Origin of the sequence: Micromonospora sp. NPDC005205 (assembly GCF_040608275.1) — a bacterium.
GTDB lineage: Bacteria > Actinomycetota > Actinomycetes > Mycobacteriales > Micromonosporaceae > Micromonospora.
Genome location: NZ_JBEXHV010000001.1, coordinates 1 through 17,725 on the forward strand (window position 1 = coordinate 1; position 17,725 = coordinate 17,725).

The following is a 17,725-nucleotide window of genomic DNA, read 5'->3' on the forward strand; positions in this document are numbered from 1 at the left end:
AGCCAGCAAAAACTGACCAGTCCGGGGTATAAATCATAATTGGCACTGGCTTTACAAGCACCCTGTTGAGTTCTCAAAGAACAACCACACACCGACCAGAAGCCCCACCTCAGTGGAACCCCAACCGGGGCTTTTCGTACCGCGTCCCCGTCGCTCTCGCGCCGGGCACTTTTACTACGTTACCTCACCGTCTTCGCCGTGTCAAACCGTGTGTCCCGGTCTGTCATGCTTCGTACGGGTCAGCGCCGGCGCACTCACGCAGCAGCGAACCGCTGCGTCAGGTCGTCGGATTCGGCAGACCGGCCGCTGCGGTTTCCCGCAGTCTCGCCCGGTTCCCTGCCGGTCGTGAACCTTACCCGGTCGGCTTCGCCGCACCAAATCCGCCTCGCGGCCGATCCGGCGAGCCCCGCCCGGACCGCGTCTCCCAGGAGCGAACCCCTGCTTGACCCGGCTTGCCATCCCGTTTCGGCGCTCTAGGACTTTCGTCCCGTTTGCCCCGTTCCGCGCTGGCAGAGAGAAAGTTACGCGTCTGCGGGTTTGATCGTCAAATCCACGGGTAGCGGCGCGCGTCACATTCGTTCGTCTGAGGAGTTTCCCCAGGTCAGGCCCGTTCCGCAGAAACCGGGGCTCGGCGACCATCCGTAGTGGGGGGCTCGCGCGGCCTGATCCGCAGGAGCGGCGGCGATCAGGACGGCCGCCGGGAAGCGGCGATCAGGACGGCTGCCGCCGCCGAGCGGCGAGCCAGGCCCGGACGCCGAGAACACCGGCGGTGGTGCCGATCGCCAGGGACGCAGCGATCAGCAGCGCGTGCACCCACAGGAAGCTGGTGGCCGCACCCTCGGCCACCGTGCCGGACGCCCAGGACCGCGGGTCCTGCCAGATGGCCACCGCGAACCTCGGCCAGATCACCCAGGTCCAGACGCCGACTCCGACCAGGAAGAGACTCCACCCTCGCGACAGCACCATGGCAGCCGAGTATGCCAGCGCACCTGCTCACCGGGCCGGCGACGCGGACGCGGCGCTCTGCCGCACGCGGGCAGGAGCACCCCCGCGTCGAGTGCCCGCTGTTTCCGGCGTCAGCGGGATGGGCACTGCGAAGGGGGACAGCTGAGGACCGTCCTTCGGAGGTGCCCCATGCAAACCTCGATCTTCAACCCCTGGGCCTGGCGTGATCCGTCCGCCCTGGCCGGCGGGTACACGCAGACCACCCCCTCGGTCACCCCTCCGGAGGGTCAGGAGGGTGGACACGACGGCCCGGACGCCCCCGGCCCGGGTACGCCCGTCGACCTGGTGGGTTATCAGGTGCAGGCGAGCGACGGGCGCATCGGCGCCATCGACGAGACGAGCGACGAGGCGGACGCCGGGCACCTGGTGGTGGACACCGGGCCCTGGATCTTCGGCCAGAAGGTGTTGCTGCCGGCCGGAACGGTCGACCGGGTGGATCACCAGGAGCGCGTCGTGCACGTCGACCGGACCCGCCAGCAGATCAAGGACGCGCCACCGTTCGATCCGGCAGCCGCCGACCAGGAGTACCGGGAACGCGTCGGCGCCTACTACGCCGACAGCTACCTTCCGCCTCCCGGCGCCATCCCGCGGGTAATCTGAGGCCGTGGTCCGGACGGGCAACTGCGCATCCGAGGCGGTCGACCTGGTCGACGGCCGCTCCCTCGGTGCCGTGTCCGAGATCCCGCCCAGCTCCGGCGATGGCCGTGAGCAACTTCTGAACGTCCTCCGTGCCGGTGGTCTGCGGTTTCGCGCCGGCGCGCGATGGCGGGCGACTCGCTGAGTCGATCCCGCTGACCGAGCAGGGCTGAGCCAGCCCTGCTCGGCGCGCGCCCACGCGTGACCCACCTTCGGATACGAGAGGCACCACCATGTCCGTCGCACGAATGCTCACCGGGGACCGGCCCACCGGCCGTCTGCACCTCGGCCACTACGTCGGCAGCATCGCCAACCGGGTACGGCTGCACCGGCGCTACGAGAGCTTCTTCATCATCGCCGACCTGCACATGCTCACCACCCGCAACCGCCGCGAGGACATCGACCAGGTCGCCGGCAACGCCCGCGAGATGGTGACCGACATCCTCGCCGCCGGCGTCGACCCGGACCGGGCCACCTTCTACCTCCAGTCGGCCATCCCCGAGGTCGGCGACCTCAACACCCTCCTCCAGAACCTGGTGACAGTCCCCCGGCTGGAACGGGTGCCCTCGCTCAAGGACATGGCCCGCGACGCCGGCAAGGAGGAGATGCCGTACGGGCTGCTGGGTTATCCGGTGCTCCAGGCCGCGGACATCCTCTGCGTGAAGGGGGAGGTGGTTCCGGTCGGCCGGGACAACGCCGCACACGTCGAGGTGACCAGGGAGATCGCCCGGCGGTTCAACCACCTGTACGGCCCCGTCTTCCCGGTGCCGGAGTTGATCCCGGCGGACACACCGAGCCTGGTGGGGACCGATGGCGCCGCCAAGATGAGCAAGAGCCGGGGCAACTCGATCGCGCTCTCCGACGACGCGGCGACTGTGCGTCGCAAGGTGCTCGGCATGTACACCGACCCGAACCGGGTGCGGGCCGACGTGCCGGGCACTGTGGAGGGGAACCCGGTCTTCGCGTACCACGAGGTTTTCAATCCGGACCGCGACGAGGTGGCCGACCTGGCCCGGCGTTACCGGGCCGGGCGGGTGGGCGACGTGGAGGTCAAGGAACGGCTGATCGTCGCGCTGGAGGGGTTCCTGGCGCCGATCCGGCAGCGGCGGGCCGAGATCGAAGCCGACCGGGGCCTGGTCGACCGACTGATCGTGGAGGGTACGGAACGGACCCGCCAGGAGGTACGCCAGACGGTGCTCGAGGTACGCCGGGCGATGGGGCTGACCGGCGCGTACCAGCAGGTGCGGCGGCGGGCTGAGCGGAGCCGACGTCGGACGGACGCCTCGACCTGAGACCGGGGCGTCCGGTAGGCGGCGTGGCGCCGGGTCCGCTGCGACACCGTCGGGGTCTCAGCGGATCCGGGCGTCAGCCAGGTCCAGGGCGCAGAATGCGAGGGTGAGGAGGATTTTCGACATTCGTCCGGTGCCGGCGGGGCTGACGCACCGGACCACGATGTTCGAGATCTTCTTCGACCTGGTCTTCGTCTTCGCGCTCACCCGGGTCATCACGTTCATGGCGGGTTCCCCGGGCGCGCTCACCCTGGCCCAGGGGCTGCTCCTCCTGCTCCTGCTGCTGTACTCCTGGTCGCCGTACATCTGGGTGGGAAACCTGGTGCGGCCGGACGTCGGCCCGGTCCGCGCGGTCACCCTGGTCGCGATGGCGGCGATCTTCGTGGCCGCGCTGGTGTTGCCGGACGCCTGGCAGCAGAGCCCGAAACTGTTCGACGCGCCGCTGACTCTCGCCCTGGCCTACGTGGTCGGCCGGGCCGTGCAGCTCGTGATCCTGTTCTGGGCGAGCGCGACGAACCCGCCACTGCGCTCGACGCTGCGGTTCTTCACAGTGCCGGTGGTGCTGGGCTGGGTGCCGCTGATCATCGGTGCCCTGCTCGGCGGTGCAGCCCAGACGGCGCTCTGGACGGTCGCGTTTCTGCTGAACATCGGCGGCGCCCGGATCGCGTCCACCTTCCGGCCGTGGCAACTGCGCAGCGTGGACCACTTCAGCGAGCGGTTCGGCCTGGTGCTCATCATCGCGCTGGGTGAGTCCCTGATCTCCGCCGGCGCAGGCCCGAGGGCGATGGCACCGGTCGGCCCCGCCCTACTGGCCGCTCTGCTCGGCCTCACCAGCACGGTCTGCCTGTGGTGGCTCTACTTCGATCGGCTGGCGTCCGCCGCCCGAGAGGCGGTCGGCACCGTGCCGGATGAGCGACGGGCCCGCGTCGCCGGCGACGCGTACGGCCTCGGGCACTCCACGCTGATCATCGGCGCCATCTACGTCGCGCTCGGTATCGAGGAGGTGATCGCCCAGCTCACCGAGGAGTCCGCGCACCCCGGCCGGCTCGGCTGGGAGGCCGCGACCGCGCTCCACGGCGGTGCCGCCCTCTACCTGCTCAGCAGGTTGGTCTTCCGCCGGCTGACCGTCGGCGTGGTGTACCCGCCGCAGGTCGTCGCCGCGCTGCTGCCGCTGGCCCTGCTGCCGATCGGCCGGTACCTGCCGCCACTGGTGGCGCTCACCCTGCTGACCGCTCTCCTGATCGGGGTGACCTGGTTCGAGCGACGAATGGACCGACGCGACGAACGCCCAGGAAAGAGCTGATGCGCCGTGTCGATATCCCCGTCCCGCGTTCGTCGTCATGCTGTACGGCGACCCGCCGCACCGAGAGGAGCCGAAACGTGAAGTACATGCTGCTGTTCATGAGCCCCATGGTTGACGGGGAGGTCGTCGACAACGGGTGCAGCTTCGAGGACTGGATCCGCTACGACCGGGAGATGAAGGACGCCGGGGTCTGGGTCTCCGGGCATCCCCTGCAGGACCTGACCACCTGCACCACCGTGCAGGTCAACCCGGACGGCGAGCGCACGATCACCGACGGGCCGTTCGCCGAGACCCGGGAGCTGCTCGGCGGGTACGACGTCATCGACGTGCCGGACCTCGACGCCGCGCTGGAGTGGGCGGCCCGCAGCCCCGGAGCCGTCGGCACCGGATCGGTCCAGGTCCGTCCGATCTTCGAGATCGACATGCAGGTGTGACAGTGCCGGGTGAGGGGGCAGCCGTCGGGTCGTCGGTGGAGGCGGTGTTCCGGGAGGAACGCGGCCGGCTGCTCGCCTCGCTCGTGCGCCGCTTCGGTGACCTCGACCTGGCCGAGGAGGTCACCTCCGAGGCCATCGAGGCGGCGCTGACGCACTGGCCGACCGACGGCGTCCCGAGCCGGCCGGGCGCCTGGCTGCTCACCACGGCTCGGCGTCGGGCAGTGGACCGGCTGCGTCGCGACCGGGTGTTGGCGACCCGGCTCGCCGTACTGCAGGCGGAGGCCGAGCGGGCCGATCCCGCGCCGCCCGCCGACGCGGACCGCGACCTGCCCGACGACCGCTTGGCGCTCTTCTTCACCTGTGCGCACCCGGCGCTGGCCGCGCAGGATCGGGGCGCGCTCACCCTGCGGTTCCTGGCCGGCCTCACGACCACCGAGGTCGCGCGGGCCTTCCTGGTGCCGCCGGCCACCATGGCCCAGCGACTCGTCCGCGCCAAACGGAAGATCCGCGACGCGCGCATCCCGTTCCGGGTGCCGGGGCCCGACGAGCTGCCCGGTCGTCTGCCCACGGTGCTCCAGGCCGTGTACTCGGTCTTCACCGAGGGGTACGCGGCCAGCTCCGGCCCGGATCTGCAACGGATCGACCTGGCCGAGGAGGCCATCCGGCTGGGCCGGATCCTGCGTCGGCTGCTGCCGGCCGAGCGGGAGGTCGCCGGGCTGCTCGGTCTGATGCTGCTGGTCCACGCCCGCCGGGACGCGCGTACCGGACCGGACGGCACCATGATCCTTCTCGACGACCAGGACCGTGGACGCTGGGACGGTCAGCTGATCGAGGAGGGGCGGGGCCTGGTGGTGGTCGCGCTGACCGGCCGAGCGCCCGGCCCGTACGGCGTGCAGGCCGCCATCGCCGCTCTGCACGACGAGGCCGCCGACGTGGCCAGCACCGACTGGCCGCAGGTGGTGGCCCTCTACGACGTGTTGCTCGGCCTGGTGCCCTCACCGATCGTGGCGCTCAACCGGGCCGCCGCGGTCGCCATGCGGGACGGGCCGGCGGCGGGGCTCGCGCTGCTCGACGAGTTGGCCGACGAGCCTCGGCTGCGCGGCTACCACCCCTATCCGGCGGCGCGGGCCGCCCTGCTGCGCCGGCTCGGCCGGTACGACGAGGCCGCGGCCGCGTACCGCAGCGCGTTGACGCTGGTCGGCACCGAACCGGAGCGCGCGTACCTGCTCAGCCAGCTGAGAGCCGTCACGAACGAGTGAGCTGTACCCTTCCCGGGTGAGTCTGCCGCTGCCCCCCGGGCCGTTCGCCGCGTACCTGTTCGACTGCGACGGCACCATCGTCGACTCGATGCCGCTGCACTACCTGGCCTGGCAGCGGGCCCTTGAGGAGTGGGGCTGCGAGTTCCCCGAGGACCTCTTCTACGCCTGGGGTGGGCGGCCCACCGCCGACATCATCGTCGCCCTGAACGAGCAGCAGGGTCTCACCATGCCGGTGGAGGCCGTCGTCGAGCGCCGGGAGAGCTACTACCAGGAGTTGCTACCGCAGCTCGCCGCCGTGCCCGAGGTGCTGGCGCACATCCACGACGCGCACCGGCGGGTCCCGTTCGCCGTCGTCTCCGGCAGCACCCGCGCGTCGGTCACCGCCTCCCTGGACGCGCTCGGTCTGCTGGACCGGTTCGACGTGCTGGTCTGCGCCGACGACTACACCCGGGCCAAGCCCGACCCGGAGGCGTTCCTGCTCGCGGCGGAGCAGCTCGGCGTACCCCCGGAGTCCTGCCTGGTCTTCGAGGACACCGACCTGGGCATCCAGGCCGCGACGGCGGCCGGCATGGCGTCGGTACGCGTGCCGCAACAGCGCACGCCCTGACGTCTCAGGCCACCGTCAGCAGGAGCTTGCCGGCGTACGACGTCTGTAGGCGCTGGTGCGCGTCGCGCACCTTGCCCAGCGGGAACTTCTCCGCGACGTGCACCACGAACGGCCCCGCCTCGATGAGTTCGTTGAGGCGTTGCAACTGTCGAGGGCTCGATTCGCCGTCGTACGCGCGGACCATGACGCCCGGCCGTTCCTGCGGCTCCGGCCGCACCCCGTGGGCGAACGCGACCACCCCGCCGTCGGCCAGCGCTTCGGTGAGCTGGTCCAGCGTCGCGCCACCGGCCATCGCCAGGATGGCGTTCACCCCGCCCGGCGCCGCGTCCCGGATCCGGGCCAGCACGTCGGTCATGTCGCCGTGGCCGTCGAGGGACACGTCGGCGCCGAGCCGGGTGACCAGCGCGACGCCGTCCGCCCCGGACGCCACCGCGATCACGTTCAGCCCCTGCCGCTTCGCCAACTGCACGGCCAGGTGGCCCTGACCGCCGCTCGCACCGAAGATCAGCAGCCAGGCACCGGCCGACAGGCTGATCGCGTCGAGCCCGGCCAGCGCGGTCAGCGCGTCGGTGGGCATGGCACCCGCGTGCTGGGCGGGCACACCATCGGGCACCTTCGCCACGTACTCCGCCTTGACCGACGCGTACTCGGCGTAGAGGCCGCCCTTCGGCCGCGTGGTGGCGGAGACGTAGACCAGGTCACCCGCGGCCAGGCCGGTCACCTTGCTGCCGGCCGCGACGACGGTTCCGGCGCCGTCGGAGCCGGGCACGATCGGGAGCGCCGAGCCCTCCGGCACCAGCATGCCCTGCCGCTCGTACGCGTCCCACACCCCGACACCGGCGCTCAAGACCTTGATCAGCACCTCGTCGTCGGCGACCTGCGGGATCGGCAGCTTTCGCAGGGTGATCACCTCCGGCCCGCCGAACTCGTCGAAGGCCGCTGCCTGCATCCGCTCTGGCAGATCTCCGTCAACCATGTGGATTCCCTCTCCGTGCCGGCGTCACCGTCGCAGCATGCCGGCTGGAGAACAGGCGTGGCCCGGAGCTGAGCGCCGTTCACCCACAAGGACGAACGCCCACGCCCTGGCCCAGCGGGCGAGAACCGCCGCCGGCCGACGCCAGCCGAGGTGGCCGGTGCCGTGATCAGGAGGTCTGCGGCTCCGGGCCCCGAAGCGCCTGCTCGACGGCGTCGCGTACGCGGGCGTCCTCGCGCGCCTTGCTCTGCGCCCGGTTGCGGCGTCGGTACACGTACGCCCCGACGAGCACGGCGATCAGCACGACGAGCACCAGCAACAGCATCCAGGGCAGGGCCCAGCCGTGCGCGGTGACCTGGACCGGCTTGAGCGAGGTGGTGGAGCCCGAGGCGTCGGTGAGCAGGGGTGCCACTGTCGCTGTAGCGGCCAGCGAGATGGCGGGAGCCACCCCGTGTACGGGCACCGACACGTCCCAGCTCTCACCCGGAAGCAGCTCCGGCGGCGCGGCGACATCCTCGGCCCGTACCCGCAGCAGGCCGAACGGGCCCGAGACGGTCACCGACTGCTTCCCGGACAGGGCCGCGTTGCCGACGTTGTGGACCTGGTAGGTGATGGTGGCGTCACCCTTGCTGAACGGGTTGGTCGGTCCGGCGTACGTGACCTGGAGGTTCTCGATCGCGAGGTTCGGCTTCAGCTCGCCGCCCACCCGCAACTTGATCCGGATGCCGAGGCGCCGGTCGACGTTGATCCCCTCAGCCTGGTCGGCCTGGGTCAGCGTGGTGAGGATGCCGCCGACGTAGTCCCCGGGCGTGGCGTTCTGCGGAACGTCGACAGTGAAGGGGACCTGGGCGGTCTTTCCGGGCTGGATCACGACGCTGCCGGCGTTCGGCTTCACCCAGGCGCCGATCGCGATCGACTTCTTGTCCCTGGTGAGCAGGTCGAGCTGGCCGGCGTCGGTGGTGAAGCCGTCGGCCGCGTACACGGTGAGGGTGAGCGGCGCCGGGCCGCGGTTGGCCACGACCATGGCGTCCTCGACGGCACCGCCCGGGTTGACGTTGTAGCTGTAGCTGGACCTGGCCTCGCCGTAGCCGTTGGAGGCCGTCCGGACCGTCCAGGCGACGTTACCGTCCGCCGCCAGGGCGGGACCGGCACCGACACCGACGGCCGCGACGACGGCGAACAGGGACAGTGCTGTCGTACGGAGGCGTGTCTTCCAGCGCGTTACGGGCGGGTACATGTCAGTTCCTTGAGGTGATCTTGGGAGGGGTGCAATGGGTGGCGGGGTAGGCCCCGAAGGTGCCTACCCCGCCGCATGGATCCGTTCGGTCAGCTGCTCAGCGCAGTGATCGTGAGGGTGGTGCGGTAGCTGCCCTTCGCGATGCTGTCCGGGATCTTCAGATCCAGGTCAGCGCCGAGCTTGGCGCCGCCACGCGGGTGACCCTGCGCGGCCGCGGCGAGCGCGCTGGAGACCGAGAGGCCCTTGCCCTGGTCGTCGAGCGACGACAGGACCGGGGCACCGGCCTCGGCACCCGCGCCGGCGTCGAGCACGTACGGGTTCCAGCCGAGGTAGGAGCCGGAGAACTTCTTGTCGGCGTCGGAGAAGTCGCCGACGTTGGCCGAGATCGACCACGGGGCGAGCGACCGGCGGCTGTCCGACACGAGGATCGGGTTGATCTTGCCGTTGGCCTGGAAGTAGGTGCCGTTGCGCTCCTGCGCGGTGCCCAGGTCGACCAGACCGTTGTAGCCGTCGATCGTCCAGCCGAACTCGCCCGGGGCCGGGTTCGGCACGTTGACCTGGATGGCCTGACCGTCACCGTGGAACGGGTGCACCGTCACGTTGTCGACGATCGAGCCGACCGGCTGACCCTCGGGGGTGTTGACGCAGGAGAGGCCGGCCTCGACCGACGCGTTCGGTGCCGCGCAGGTGCCGCTGCGCACGTTCGCCAGGACCAGCTTGTCGCCGCGCACCTGCACCTTGACGTAGCTGCGGACGTGCTCCTGGTTCTGCACCGAGTTGTACCAGTACTTGTCCGGGTCCAGCGGGTCCGGACCGTTGCCCTTGATGCCGGTGCCGGTGGCGTCCGGCTTCTTGATGTCGTAGTACTTCGAGCCGGAGGCCGAGTTGGCGGTCACGTAGATGACGCCGCCCGGGCCGGGGAAGACATCGGCGGCACCCGGCTTCTCGGCCGGGTTCTCCTTCTGGCCGTTCTTGATGGAGTAGCTGCGCGAGTAGCTGTGGTCGTGACCCTGGAGCACCATGTCGATGCCGAGGTTCGAGAAGGCCGTGGTGAAGTCTTCCCGGCGCTGCTTGTTGTCGGTGTCCGTCGCGTGGCTGGCCGGCGAGTAGATGGAGTGGTGGTAGACCAGCACCTTCCACTTGGCCTCGGAGCCGTGCTTGTTCACCACGTCGGTGATGTACGAGACGTGCGCGGCGTCGCCGGCGTTGCTGCCGTCGGTCGGCAGCTTGTAGCTGTTGCTGTTGATGTCGATGAACAGCACGTCCTTGTAGACGAACCAGTAGTCACCACCGGACTTGGTGCCCGCCGGGTTCCCGTTGTCGTAGTACGGGGCCGTGCGGTCGGTGTTCGGGGTGAAGTGGTGCTGCTCGTAGGACTTGCCGCCGACGTCGTGGTTACCGATGGTGGCGACCACGGGGTACTGACGCAGCTGGTCGGGGGCCATGAACGAGGTCCACTGACCCTCGTCGTTGGCGGACTCGACGTGGTCGCCGCCGGAGACCAGCAGTTCCGCGTTCGGGTTGGCCGCGGTGGCGACCTTCAGGGTGTCCTCCCAGCCGGCCTGGTCCTTGAGCCGGTCGCCGGACGAGCCGATCTGCGGGTCACCGAAGAAGAGGAAGTCGTAGTCGCCCTCGAAGTCCTGCGTCTTGAAGGCGTACGTCGGGGACCAGCTGCCCTCGGCGCCGACCCGGTACGAGTACGCCGTCTTCTCACGCAGGTTGCTGATCGTGGCGTGCCGGTTGAACCCGGTGGTGGAGGTGTTCGCCGCGCCGACGGCGTCGAAGCTGACCGCGCCGGCCGGGAACTCGCCGTTGACGATCTCGGCGGTCGGGGCGAGCTGGATCTTCTGCGCGGTGTCGGCCGAGGAGTACCAGGTCACGATGCGCTGGGTCTCGTTGGCGCCGACGCCGAGGATCACGCTGCTGATCGTGGTGGACTCGGCCGCGCTCGCGGTGGCCATCAGGCCACTGCCGAGGGCCGCGCCCAGACCGAGGAACCCGGCTGCGACCCCGGCGACCAGGCGCCGCCGCACGAGCGCGGAGGCCCGTGTCGAGGTGCTCAATGTCATCGACATTGTTCCCTTTTCAAATAGAGAAATGGATTGTGCCTTCACCCGACGCTGGGGAAGCAATTCCACCCTTTCGCCGTCCGATGAACCGATCATGAACGTGATCTTGCGAAAGACTGCACTTCACGAACTACTTAGCCCTGCTCATGATCCAGAAACGCGCTGCACAAACCAGATCAACCCCATAATGGACACGCCCGCAGAAACGACTCCGGTCACCCAGAGGCCGGCTTTCGGCGCACGACGGCGCAGCACGAACAGCAGCGGGAAGACGACAGCGATAATTGTCAACTGAACGACCTCGATGCCGACGTTGAACACCAGCAGCGACCACAACAGGGTCCACGACCACGCCTCGTCGATACCCAGGGCGCCCGCGAAGCCGAGGCCGTGCACGAGGCCGAAGCAGAACACCACGCCGAGGCGGATCCAGCCGGCCCGATCCAGGCTGAAGTGACCGCGCCCGGCCGTCTCCAGGTCAGCCGCGTGCTCACCACGCCGCCAGATCCCCCACAGGTGCCAACCGGCGACGACGGCGATCGACAGCGCGATGATCGGCTCCACGATCACCGCCGGCACCTCGACCAGGCCGAGCGCGGCGAGCATGAACGTCACCGAGTGCGCCAGCGTGAAGCTGGTGGCCGCGAGCACGATCTCCCGAAGCCGCCGGGACCCGGCGATGAGCGCCAGCAGGAACAGGATGTGGTCGATCCCGGTCAGCAGATGCTCGGCGCCCAGGAGGAAGAACTCGCCGAACCGCTCGTACCAGGTCTGCGCCGTCGAGAAGGACGGGTTGGCGGCGTCGAGCGCGGCACTGCCCGAGCGGCCGTCGATCTCGTACGTGACGATCGTCTTCGTGCCCTTGACGTAGCCCTCACCGTCCGGGAAGAGGCCGCTGCGCACCACGTGCTCGTCGACCCGCTCCGGGCAGGTCCAGTCGAGCAGCAGATCGGCGTACGGCACGCCCTCGCGCTCGCCGATCGTCGCGTCACCCACCTGGGCAGGCCGGCAGTCCGCACCCCGGGAAGTCACAGCGAACCGGTCGGAGACGTACCGGAGAACCGCCGGCGCGTGACCCTTCAGCGCGGCGGCCTGGGCGGCCGTGTCGCCCGTCTCGAACGCGGCGGTTCCCGCCTGGAAGAGCGGGTCGTCGTCGCCGGCATCCGCGGCGGACGCGACGAGGAGGTCGTATTCGAGCTCCACACCGGTCCGAATGTGACCCTCATCTCCCGCTGCAATTTTCGCGTACACAGTCGACGAGAAACCGTGCGCGGACGCCGGTTCGGCGCCCAGAAACGGAACCACCGCTGCGGCGAATCCGACAGCGGCGACGATAACGGTACGGCGGATGCGGCCTGACATTCGACTCCCTCGGTTGGCCAGTGCACGTTGCATGTCGCGGGTGAACGCCAACCCGCGCACCGACAAACCGCCGGAGAACAACTTCCCCGAACGACCGCCCACGGATCACCGGTGAACGGAATTGAGATAGGAATACGAAGAAGTACGCGCACTTTCCGCCACCACCCGGAGGACGATCACCTTGCGCCCCCCGCTTCGGGCCGTCGCCATGCTGGCCGCGACCGCCGCGCTGGTCTCCGCCTGCAACTCCAGCGCCGACTGGTCCGAGCCACGTCCGGCGCCCAGCGCCCTCGGCACTCTCGGCCCGGGGTTCGTCGACCCCTCCACGAAACCCGCGCCGGAGGCGACGATCACCCCGCGGCCCGGCTCGTGGGCCGACGTCCACCCGCCGAAGGACTACCGGGTCGTCCTGCTGACCAGCGGTGCGGACAACCCGACCAAGGCCCTCGTGACGGCGGTCGAGGAGTGGGCCGACGACGAGCACGTCGACCTGAGGACCATCGACGTCGGCAGTGCGCACGAAACCGTTCCCAGCATCGCCAAGGCGATGGAGATGGGCCCGGACCTCATCGTCAGCGCGGGCAACGACCTCATCGACGGGCTCGCGCTGGTCACCCCGAACCACCTGGACGAGAAGTTCCTCGTGGTCGGCGCGGAACTCGCCGAGCCCACCCACAACGTCACGGCTGTCGACTGGGACGGCGCGTCGTTCCGGGGCGAAGGGCTGGGGATGTCCTCCACGTACGACCCGAACTCGTTCACCGCGGACCGGTGCGCGTCGGCCATCCGGGCGGGCGTGGCCGCGGTCCTCAACGACCTGACCGGGCTCGTGGTCTGGCTCTGACGGCCGGGCTGGCCGTCCCCGATCCGGCCCCGTGCACGCTCGCCCCGCGTCGGCGCAGGCGGGTTCAGCGCGGGGCGGGGCCGCGATCCAGGAACTCGTACGTGGTGGTCAGGCCCTCAGGCAGGTCAGGAACCAGGGCGTTGGTGCCGTCGACCACCTGGACGTAACGCTTGCCCTGGAAGACCGAGTAGCTGCCGTCCGGCACCTGATCGATCCGGAAGAGCTGCGTCGAGGCGGCGGCGTCACACGCCCGCCCGCGTACGCTGCCCGGCGCGGCGTCGTGCACGACGGTCATGCAGATCGCCTCGGCACCGGCGGCCAGGAGGATCCGGTACCTGTCGCCCTCGGGGCGCAGCACCCACAGCGCCCGATCGTCGATGCCCTGTTCGGTGGTGGCCCGAACCTGATCGCCGTCGCGGTCGATCGCCAACGTGGCCCCGCGCATGCCGGGCAGCACGATCTGGACCTGCCGCCGGCCAGCGAGGATCTCCTGCGGTCCCGCCGGGGCGGTCGCGGACGGGACCACTGGCGGCGCGGCCTGGGTGGCCGGGCCGACGCCGGGCGTCTCGACGGTGTCGCGCACCTGCATCAGGGCGGTGCCGGCGGCGAGGGCCACCACGGCCAGCCCCGCTGCGCCGACGGCCGTCCGACGCCGCCGACGCCGGTCGCTGCGGTGCCGCAACGTCTGTGCCCCCGGCATGGTGGTGACTCGCCGGACCTCGTCCACGATCGCGGTGAGATCGTCGCGCGGATCAGCCATGGGAGGTCTCCTCCTGGTGCGCATCGGTCAGCAACCCGGCCATCGCTCTCCGACCACGGGCGAGGTACGTCTTCACGGTTCCCACGGGGGCCTGCATCTCGGCTGCCACCTCCGCGACGCTGAGGTCGTTGAGGTGGTGCAGCACGACGGCCCGGCGCTCGTTGGCGCTCAGCCGTTGCAGCGCCTGCAACAGCGCGACGTGGTCCTCGTTCAGTCCGGGCACGCCCTGGTCGACAGCGGCCCGGCGGTGTGCGCGTACCCGGTTGAACGCCTTGCGCCAACTGCTCACCGCGATCCGGGAGGCCACCCGGCGGACCCACGCCTCCGGACTGTCCGTCTCCCGCACCGTCGCCCACCGCTGCCAGGCCCGCATGAACGCCTCGGCGACGGCGTCCTCGGCCTCGGCGCGGTTGCCGGTGAGCGCGTACACGTGACCCACGACCCGACCCGCACAGGCCGCGTAGAGGGCGTCGAACTCTTCGGCGTCACGCATCCGACCGGTGCCCTCCCCTGCCTCGTCCCCTGGTCACCGCCGCATGGAACTCGCAAGGGTGGACCGGTCACGTCGGCGCGGGGCGCGATTGTGGGCTGCGTCACACCACTGTGATCAACCTGACGACCTGGTCAGGCGTCATCGTGCCGACCCGGGAGACGCCCGTGGCGGAGAGGACGATGTGCGACGACGGCAACGACGCGCCCTGACAGCCGGCGTACTCGCGACCGCGCTGGTTGCGGCGGGCCTGATCGCCCAACCGGCGAACGCGCAGGAGACGCCGGCGGCCACGGCCCCCGGCACCCACGGAACCTTCACCCTGATCACCGGTGACCGGGTTTCGCTGGACACGGCGGGGCGTCCGCAGATCCAGCGCGGGCCGGGTCGGGCCGGCATGCGGTTCGTGAGCAGCCGGGAGGACGGTCACCAGTACGTCATCCCGGTGGACGCGATGCCGCTGGTGCGGGACGGGCGGCTCGATCGACGCCTGTTCGACCTCAGCACGCTCGGCGAGTTCGGCTACGACGACCGGGCAGCCGAATTGCCGCTGCTGGTCGCGTACCCCGAGAACATGGCGGCGCGGGCACGGACCGCGACCACCGGGGGTGCCGGCCGTGTGCGGGCCGATCTCCCGGCCGCGCACGCGCTCGCGGTCCGGGCGGACCCTGACGACCGGGTGAAGCTCTGGACGTCGCTGACCAGTGGTACGCCGTCCGCGCGCACCCTCACCACCGGAATCACCCACATCTGGCTGGACGGCAAGCGCAAGGTCTCCCTCGATCGCAGCGTGCCGCAGATCGGTGCCCCGGCGGCGTGGCAGGCAGGTTTCGACGGCACCGGCGTCACCGTCGGCGTGCTGGACACCGGGATCGACGCCAGCCACCCCGACTTCGCCGGCCACCTCGCCGAGGTCCGGGACTTCACCGGCGGCAACGACCCCGGCGACTCCGTCGGCCACGGCACCCACGTGGCATCGACCATCGTCGGTAGCGGCGCCGCCTCCGGCGGGAGGTATCGCGGGGTCGCGCCGGGGGCGAAGCTGCTCGTCGGCAAGGTCTGCGCCACCACCGAATGCCAGGACTCGGACATCATCACCGGCATGCAGTGGCTCGCGCCGCAGACCCGGGTGGTCAACCTGAGCGTGGGTGGCGACGACGCACCCGGCCTCGACCCGCTGGAGACCGCCGTCCAGGAGCTGAGCCACCGGTACGGCACCCTGTTCGTGGTCGCGGCCGGCAACGAGGGGAAGCCGAAGTCGGTCTCCTCGCCGGCCTCCGCCGACGACGCTCTCGCCGTCGCCGCGGTGGACGCCGACGACCAGCGGGCCTACTTCTCCAGCCGGGGCCCACGCGTCGGCGACAACCACATCAAGCCCGAGATCAGCGCTCCGGGCGTCGACATCGTGGCTGCCGCCCCCGGCGGCGACTACGCCACCATGTCGGGTACGTCGATGGCGACCCCGCACGTTGCCGGCACCGCCGCGATTCTCGCCGGCCAGCACCCGGACTGGACCGGGCCGCAGCTCAAGGCCGCCCTGATGGACTCGGCCAAGCCGACCGGCGAGGACACCATCTACGAGCAGGGCGCCGGCCGGGTGGACATCGCACGCGCGGTCGCCCAACCGGTCGCCACCGACATCGCCGCCATCGACTTTCCGGTGCAGCGCTGGCCGCACGCCGACGACAGCCGGATCACCCAGGTCGTCGGCTACCGCAACACGGGCACCGCACCGGTGACCCTGACGCTGGCCATCGCTCCGGCCCCGGCCGGCATGCTCACCGTCAGCCCGGCCACGCTGGTGGTGCCGGCCGGTGGCCGGGCCGAGGCGACGATCACGGTGGACACCCGCGTGGACGCCCCGGACGGCGTCTACCAGGGTGCGCTGACCGCGACCGGCGCCGGAGACCTGCGGGTACGGACGCCCTTCGTGTTGAACCGTGAGATCGAGAGCTACGACGTACGGCTCAACCACACCGGACGCGACGGCAGACCGGCCACCGAGTACACGACAGTGGCGGCGAACCTGACCACCGGCGAGTTCAGCACCCTCCCCGCGACACCGGGCGGCGGCGTCCTGCGGCTGCCCAAGGGGCGGTACGCGTTGTACAGCACCATCCACGAGGGTGCCGTGTCGACACTGCTCGCGCAGCCGGTCCTGGACGTACGCGGCCCGATCACCGAGGCGGTCGACGCCCGCAACGCCAAGCCCGTCGCGTTGACAGTGCCGCAGCACGACGCCGCGCCGATCTCGATCAACGTGAGCGCCAACTGGGACGACGGCATGCGCTACCCGGGCGTCCAACTCAGCGGAGTCTCCCTCACCGACGTCTTCTTCGGCCGGCTCGGGCCCGCCGTCGCGGCACCCGAGTTCACCTCGACGCTGGGCGTCGGGCTCGCCCGACCGGGCAGGGACGGCACCTTCCGCAACAGCCCCTACACCTACGACCTGGCGTACGTCGGCAGGGGCGACATGTTCACCGGTCTGACCAGGAAGCTGTCACCGAAGAACCTCGCCACGGTCAGGACGACCTACCGCAGCCAGTCCACGGCGGCGACGGCCACCCGTTTCCACCGCGCGTCGGCTCCCGGAGGCTCGGGCCCGATCGGGTCGAACACACCTGTCGACCTGCCGTTCACGGGCACCGAGTACTACAACACCGACGGCGGCATCGTCTGGACGTCCACGTTCGTCGAGGGGGACAACCTCACGACGCAGGATTCGACCTTCAGGTCGGGGCGTACGTACAGCCAGACCTGGAACGCGGCACCCTTCGGGCCTTCCGTGACCCAGGCACCGACCCTGTCACCCCTGGGGTACGCGGGCCGCGACGGCGACACCATCTCGATCGCGTCGGTGCCCCTGTTCGGCGACGCGACCGGTCGCCCCGCGAGCCGCGACGACCAGCCGGTGCGGTTCCGGCTGCTGCGCGACGGTAAGGAGATCGGCACCTCGGACAGCCCGTGGGCCGAGTTCGCGGTGCCCGCCGGAAAGGCGACCTACCGGCTGGAGGCGACCGCCACCCGAGGCGCACCGGACACCCTGTCGACGTCGGTCTCGGTGGCCTGGACCTTCACCTCGGCGCACACCACGTCGCCGGAGCGCCTGCCTCTGACCACGGCCCGCCCGACGCCCGTGCTCGACGACACCAACACGGCACGGACCGGCCGGATCATGACGATCCCGGTGGCGCTGGACCGGCAGGCCGGTTCGAAGGCAGCGCCGAACCGCACCCTCGGCGTGTCCGCGTCGTTCGACGACGGCCGGACGTGGGTCGCCCTCCGGGTGATCCGGAACGTCGCGCTGATCAGTCACCCACGACGGGCCGGTTTCGTCTCGCTGCGGCTGACCGCCACCGACACCGCCGGCAACACGGTCACCCAGACGATCCAGCGGGCCTACCGGATCGCCTGACGCGTTGCCCGGTCCGGGGTGGCGGCTGGAGCCGCCGCCCCG

Annotated in this window: 15 protein-coding genes; 8 read left to right on the top strand and 7 right to left on the bottom strand. The window is 70.6% G+C overall.

Annotated features, from left to right (window positions below; translation table 11 throughout):
* Window positions 1-711: 711 nt before the first annotated feature.
* The gene (locus ABZU43_RS00005; protein ID WP_355004402.1) at window positions 712-966 is read right to left on the bottom strand and encodes a hypothetical protein; all 255 of its coding nucleotides are present in this window, start codon (window positions 964-966) and stop codon (window positions 712-714) included.
* A 168-nt stretch (window positions 967-1,134) separates the two neighbouring features.
* Between ABZU43_RS00005 and ABZU43_RS00010 the strand changes: the two genes are divergently transcribed.
* The 6 genes from ABZU43_RS00010 (at window position 1,135) to ABZU43_RS00035 (ending at window position 6,533) form a co-directional block, all read left to right on the top strand.
* A complete protein-coding gene (locus ABZU43_RS00010) occupies window positions 1,135-1,605 on the top strand; it encodes a PRC-barrel domain-containing protein (RefSeq protein ID WP_355004403.1) in 471 nt (156 codons plus the stop codon).
* Window positions 1,606-1,874: 269 nt separating this feature from the next.
* Window positions 1,875-2,933 (top strand): tryptophan--tRNA ligase, encoded by a 1,059-nt coding sequence (trpS, locus tag ABZU43_RS00015; RefSeq protein WP_355004404.1) that lies wholly within the window; start codon window positions 1,875-1,877, stop codon window positions 2,931-2,933.
* 103 nt (window positions 2,934-3,036) lie between these two features.
* Complete coding sequence (locus ABZU43_RS00020; RefSeq protein WP_355004405.1) at window positions 3,037-4,233, top strand: low temperature requirement protein A; 1,197 nt, start codon at window positions 3,037-3,039, stop codon at window positions 4,231-4,233.
* 86 nt (window positions 4,234-4,319) lie between these two features.
* Window positions 4,320-4,667 carry a YciI family protein gene (locus tag ABZU43_RS00025; protein WP_355005149.1) on the top strand — a complete coding sequence of 116 codons (348 nt, stop codon included), beginning with the start codon at window positions 4,320-4,322 and terminating at the stop codon, window positions 4,665-4,667.
* A gap of 2 nt (window positions 4,668-4,669) precedes the next feature.
* Window positions 4,670-5,926, top strand: a complete 1,257-nt coding sequence (locus ABZU43_RS00030; protein ID WP_355004406.1) for a sigma-70 family RNA polymerase sigma factor — start codon at window positions 4,670-4,672, stop codon at window positions 5,924-5,926.
* 16 nt (window positions 5,927-5,942) lie between these two features.
* Complete coding sequence (locus ABZU43_RS00035) at window positions 5,943-6,533, top strand: HAD-IA family hydrolase (protein ID WP_355004407.1); 591 nt, start codon at window positions 5,943-5,945, stop codon at window positions 6,531-6,533.
* 4 nt (window positions 6,534-6,537) lie between these two features.
* On the opposite strand, the gene ABZU43_RS00040 is transcribed toward ABZU43_RS00035, so the two are convergent.
* The 4 genes from ABZU43_RS00040 to ABZU43_RS00055 form a co-directional block, all read right to left on the bottom strand.
* Window positions 6,538-7,509: an NADP-dependent oxidoreductase gene (locus ABZU43_RS00040; protein WP_355004408.1), complete on the bottom strand. Its 972-nt coding sequence runs from the start codon at window positions 7,507-7,509 to the stop codon at window positions 6,538-6,540.
* Window positions 7,510-7,675: 166 nt separating this feature from the next.
* On the bottom strand, window positions 7,676-8,743 hold the full coding sequence (locus ABZU43_RS00045) for a DUF916 domain-containing protein (RefSeq protein WP_355004409.1): 1,068 nt from the start codon (window positions 8,741-8,743) through the stop codon (window positions 7,676-7,678).
* Window positions 8,744-8,832: 89 nt separating this feature from the next.
* Window positions 8,833-10,812 (bottom strand): metallophosphoesterase family protein, encoded by a 1,980-nt coding sequence (locus tag ABZU43_RS00050; protein ID WP_355004410.1) that lies wholly within the window; start codon window positions 10,810-10,812, stop codon window positions 8,833-8,835.
* A gap of 144 nt (window positions 10,813-10,956) precedes the next feature.
* Window positions 10,957-12,015 carry a HupE/UreJ family protein gene (locus ABZU43_RS00055; protein ID WP_355004411.1) on the bottom strand — a complete coding sequence of 353 codons (1,059 nt, stop codon included), beginning with the start codon at window positions 12,013-12,015 and terminating at the stop codon, window positions 10,957-10,959.
* 340 nt (window positions 12,016-12,355) lie between these two features.
* Between ABZU43_RS00055 and ABZU43_RS00060 the strand changes: the two genes are divergently transcribed.
* A complete protein-coding gene (locus tag ABZU43_RS00060) occupies window positions 12,356-13,018 on the top strand; it encodes a hypothetical protein (protein WP_355004412.1) in 663 nt (220 codons plus the stop codon).
* A gap of 64 nt (window positions 13,019-13,082) precedes the next feature.
* On the opposite strand, the gene ABZU43_RS00065 is transcribed toward ABZU43_RS00060, so the two are convergent.
* The gene (locus ABZU43_RS00065) at window positions 13,083-13,778 is read right to left on the bottom strand and encodes a hypothetical protein (RefSeq protein ID WP_355004413.1); all 696 of its coding nucleotides are present in this window, start codon (window positions 13,776-13,778) and stop codon (window positions 13,083-13,085) included.
* A complete protein-coding gene (locus ABZU43_RS00070) occupies window positions 13,771-14,271 on the bottom strand; it encodes a sigma-70 family RNA polymerase sigma factor (protein WP_091396991.1) in 501 nt (166 codons plus the stop codon). Before ABZU43_RS00070 ends, ABZU43_RS00065 begins: the two co-directional genes overlap by 8 nt.
* A gap of 181 nt (window positions 14,272-14,452) precedes the next feature.
* Between ABZU43_RS00070 and ABZU43_RS00075 the strand changes: the two genes are divergently transcribed.
* Window positions 14,453-17,683 carry a S8 family serine peptidase gene (locus ABZU43_RS00075; RefSeq protein ID WP_355004414.1) on the top strand — a complete coding sequence of 1,077 codons (3,231 nt, stop codon included), beginning with the start codon at window positions 14,453-14,455 and terminating at the stop codon, window positions 17,681-17,683.
* Window positions 17,684-17,725 lie beyond the last annotated feature (42 nt).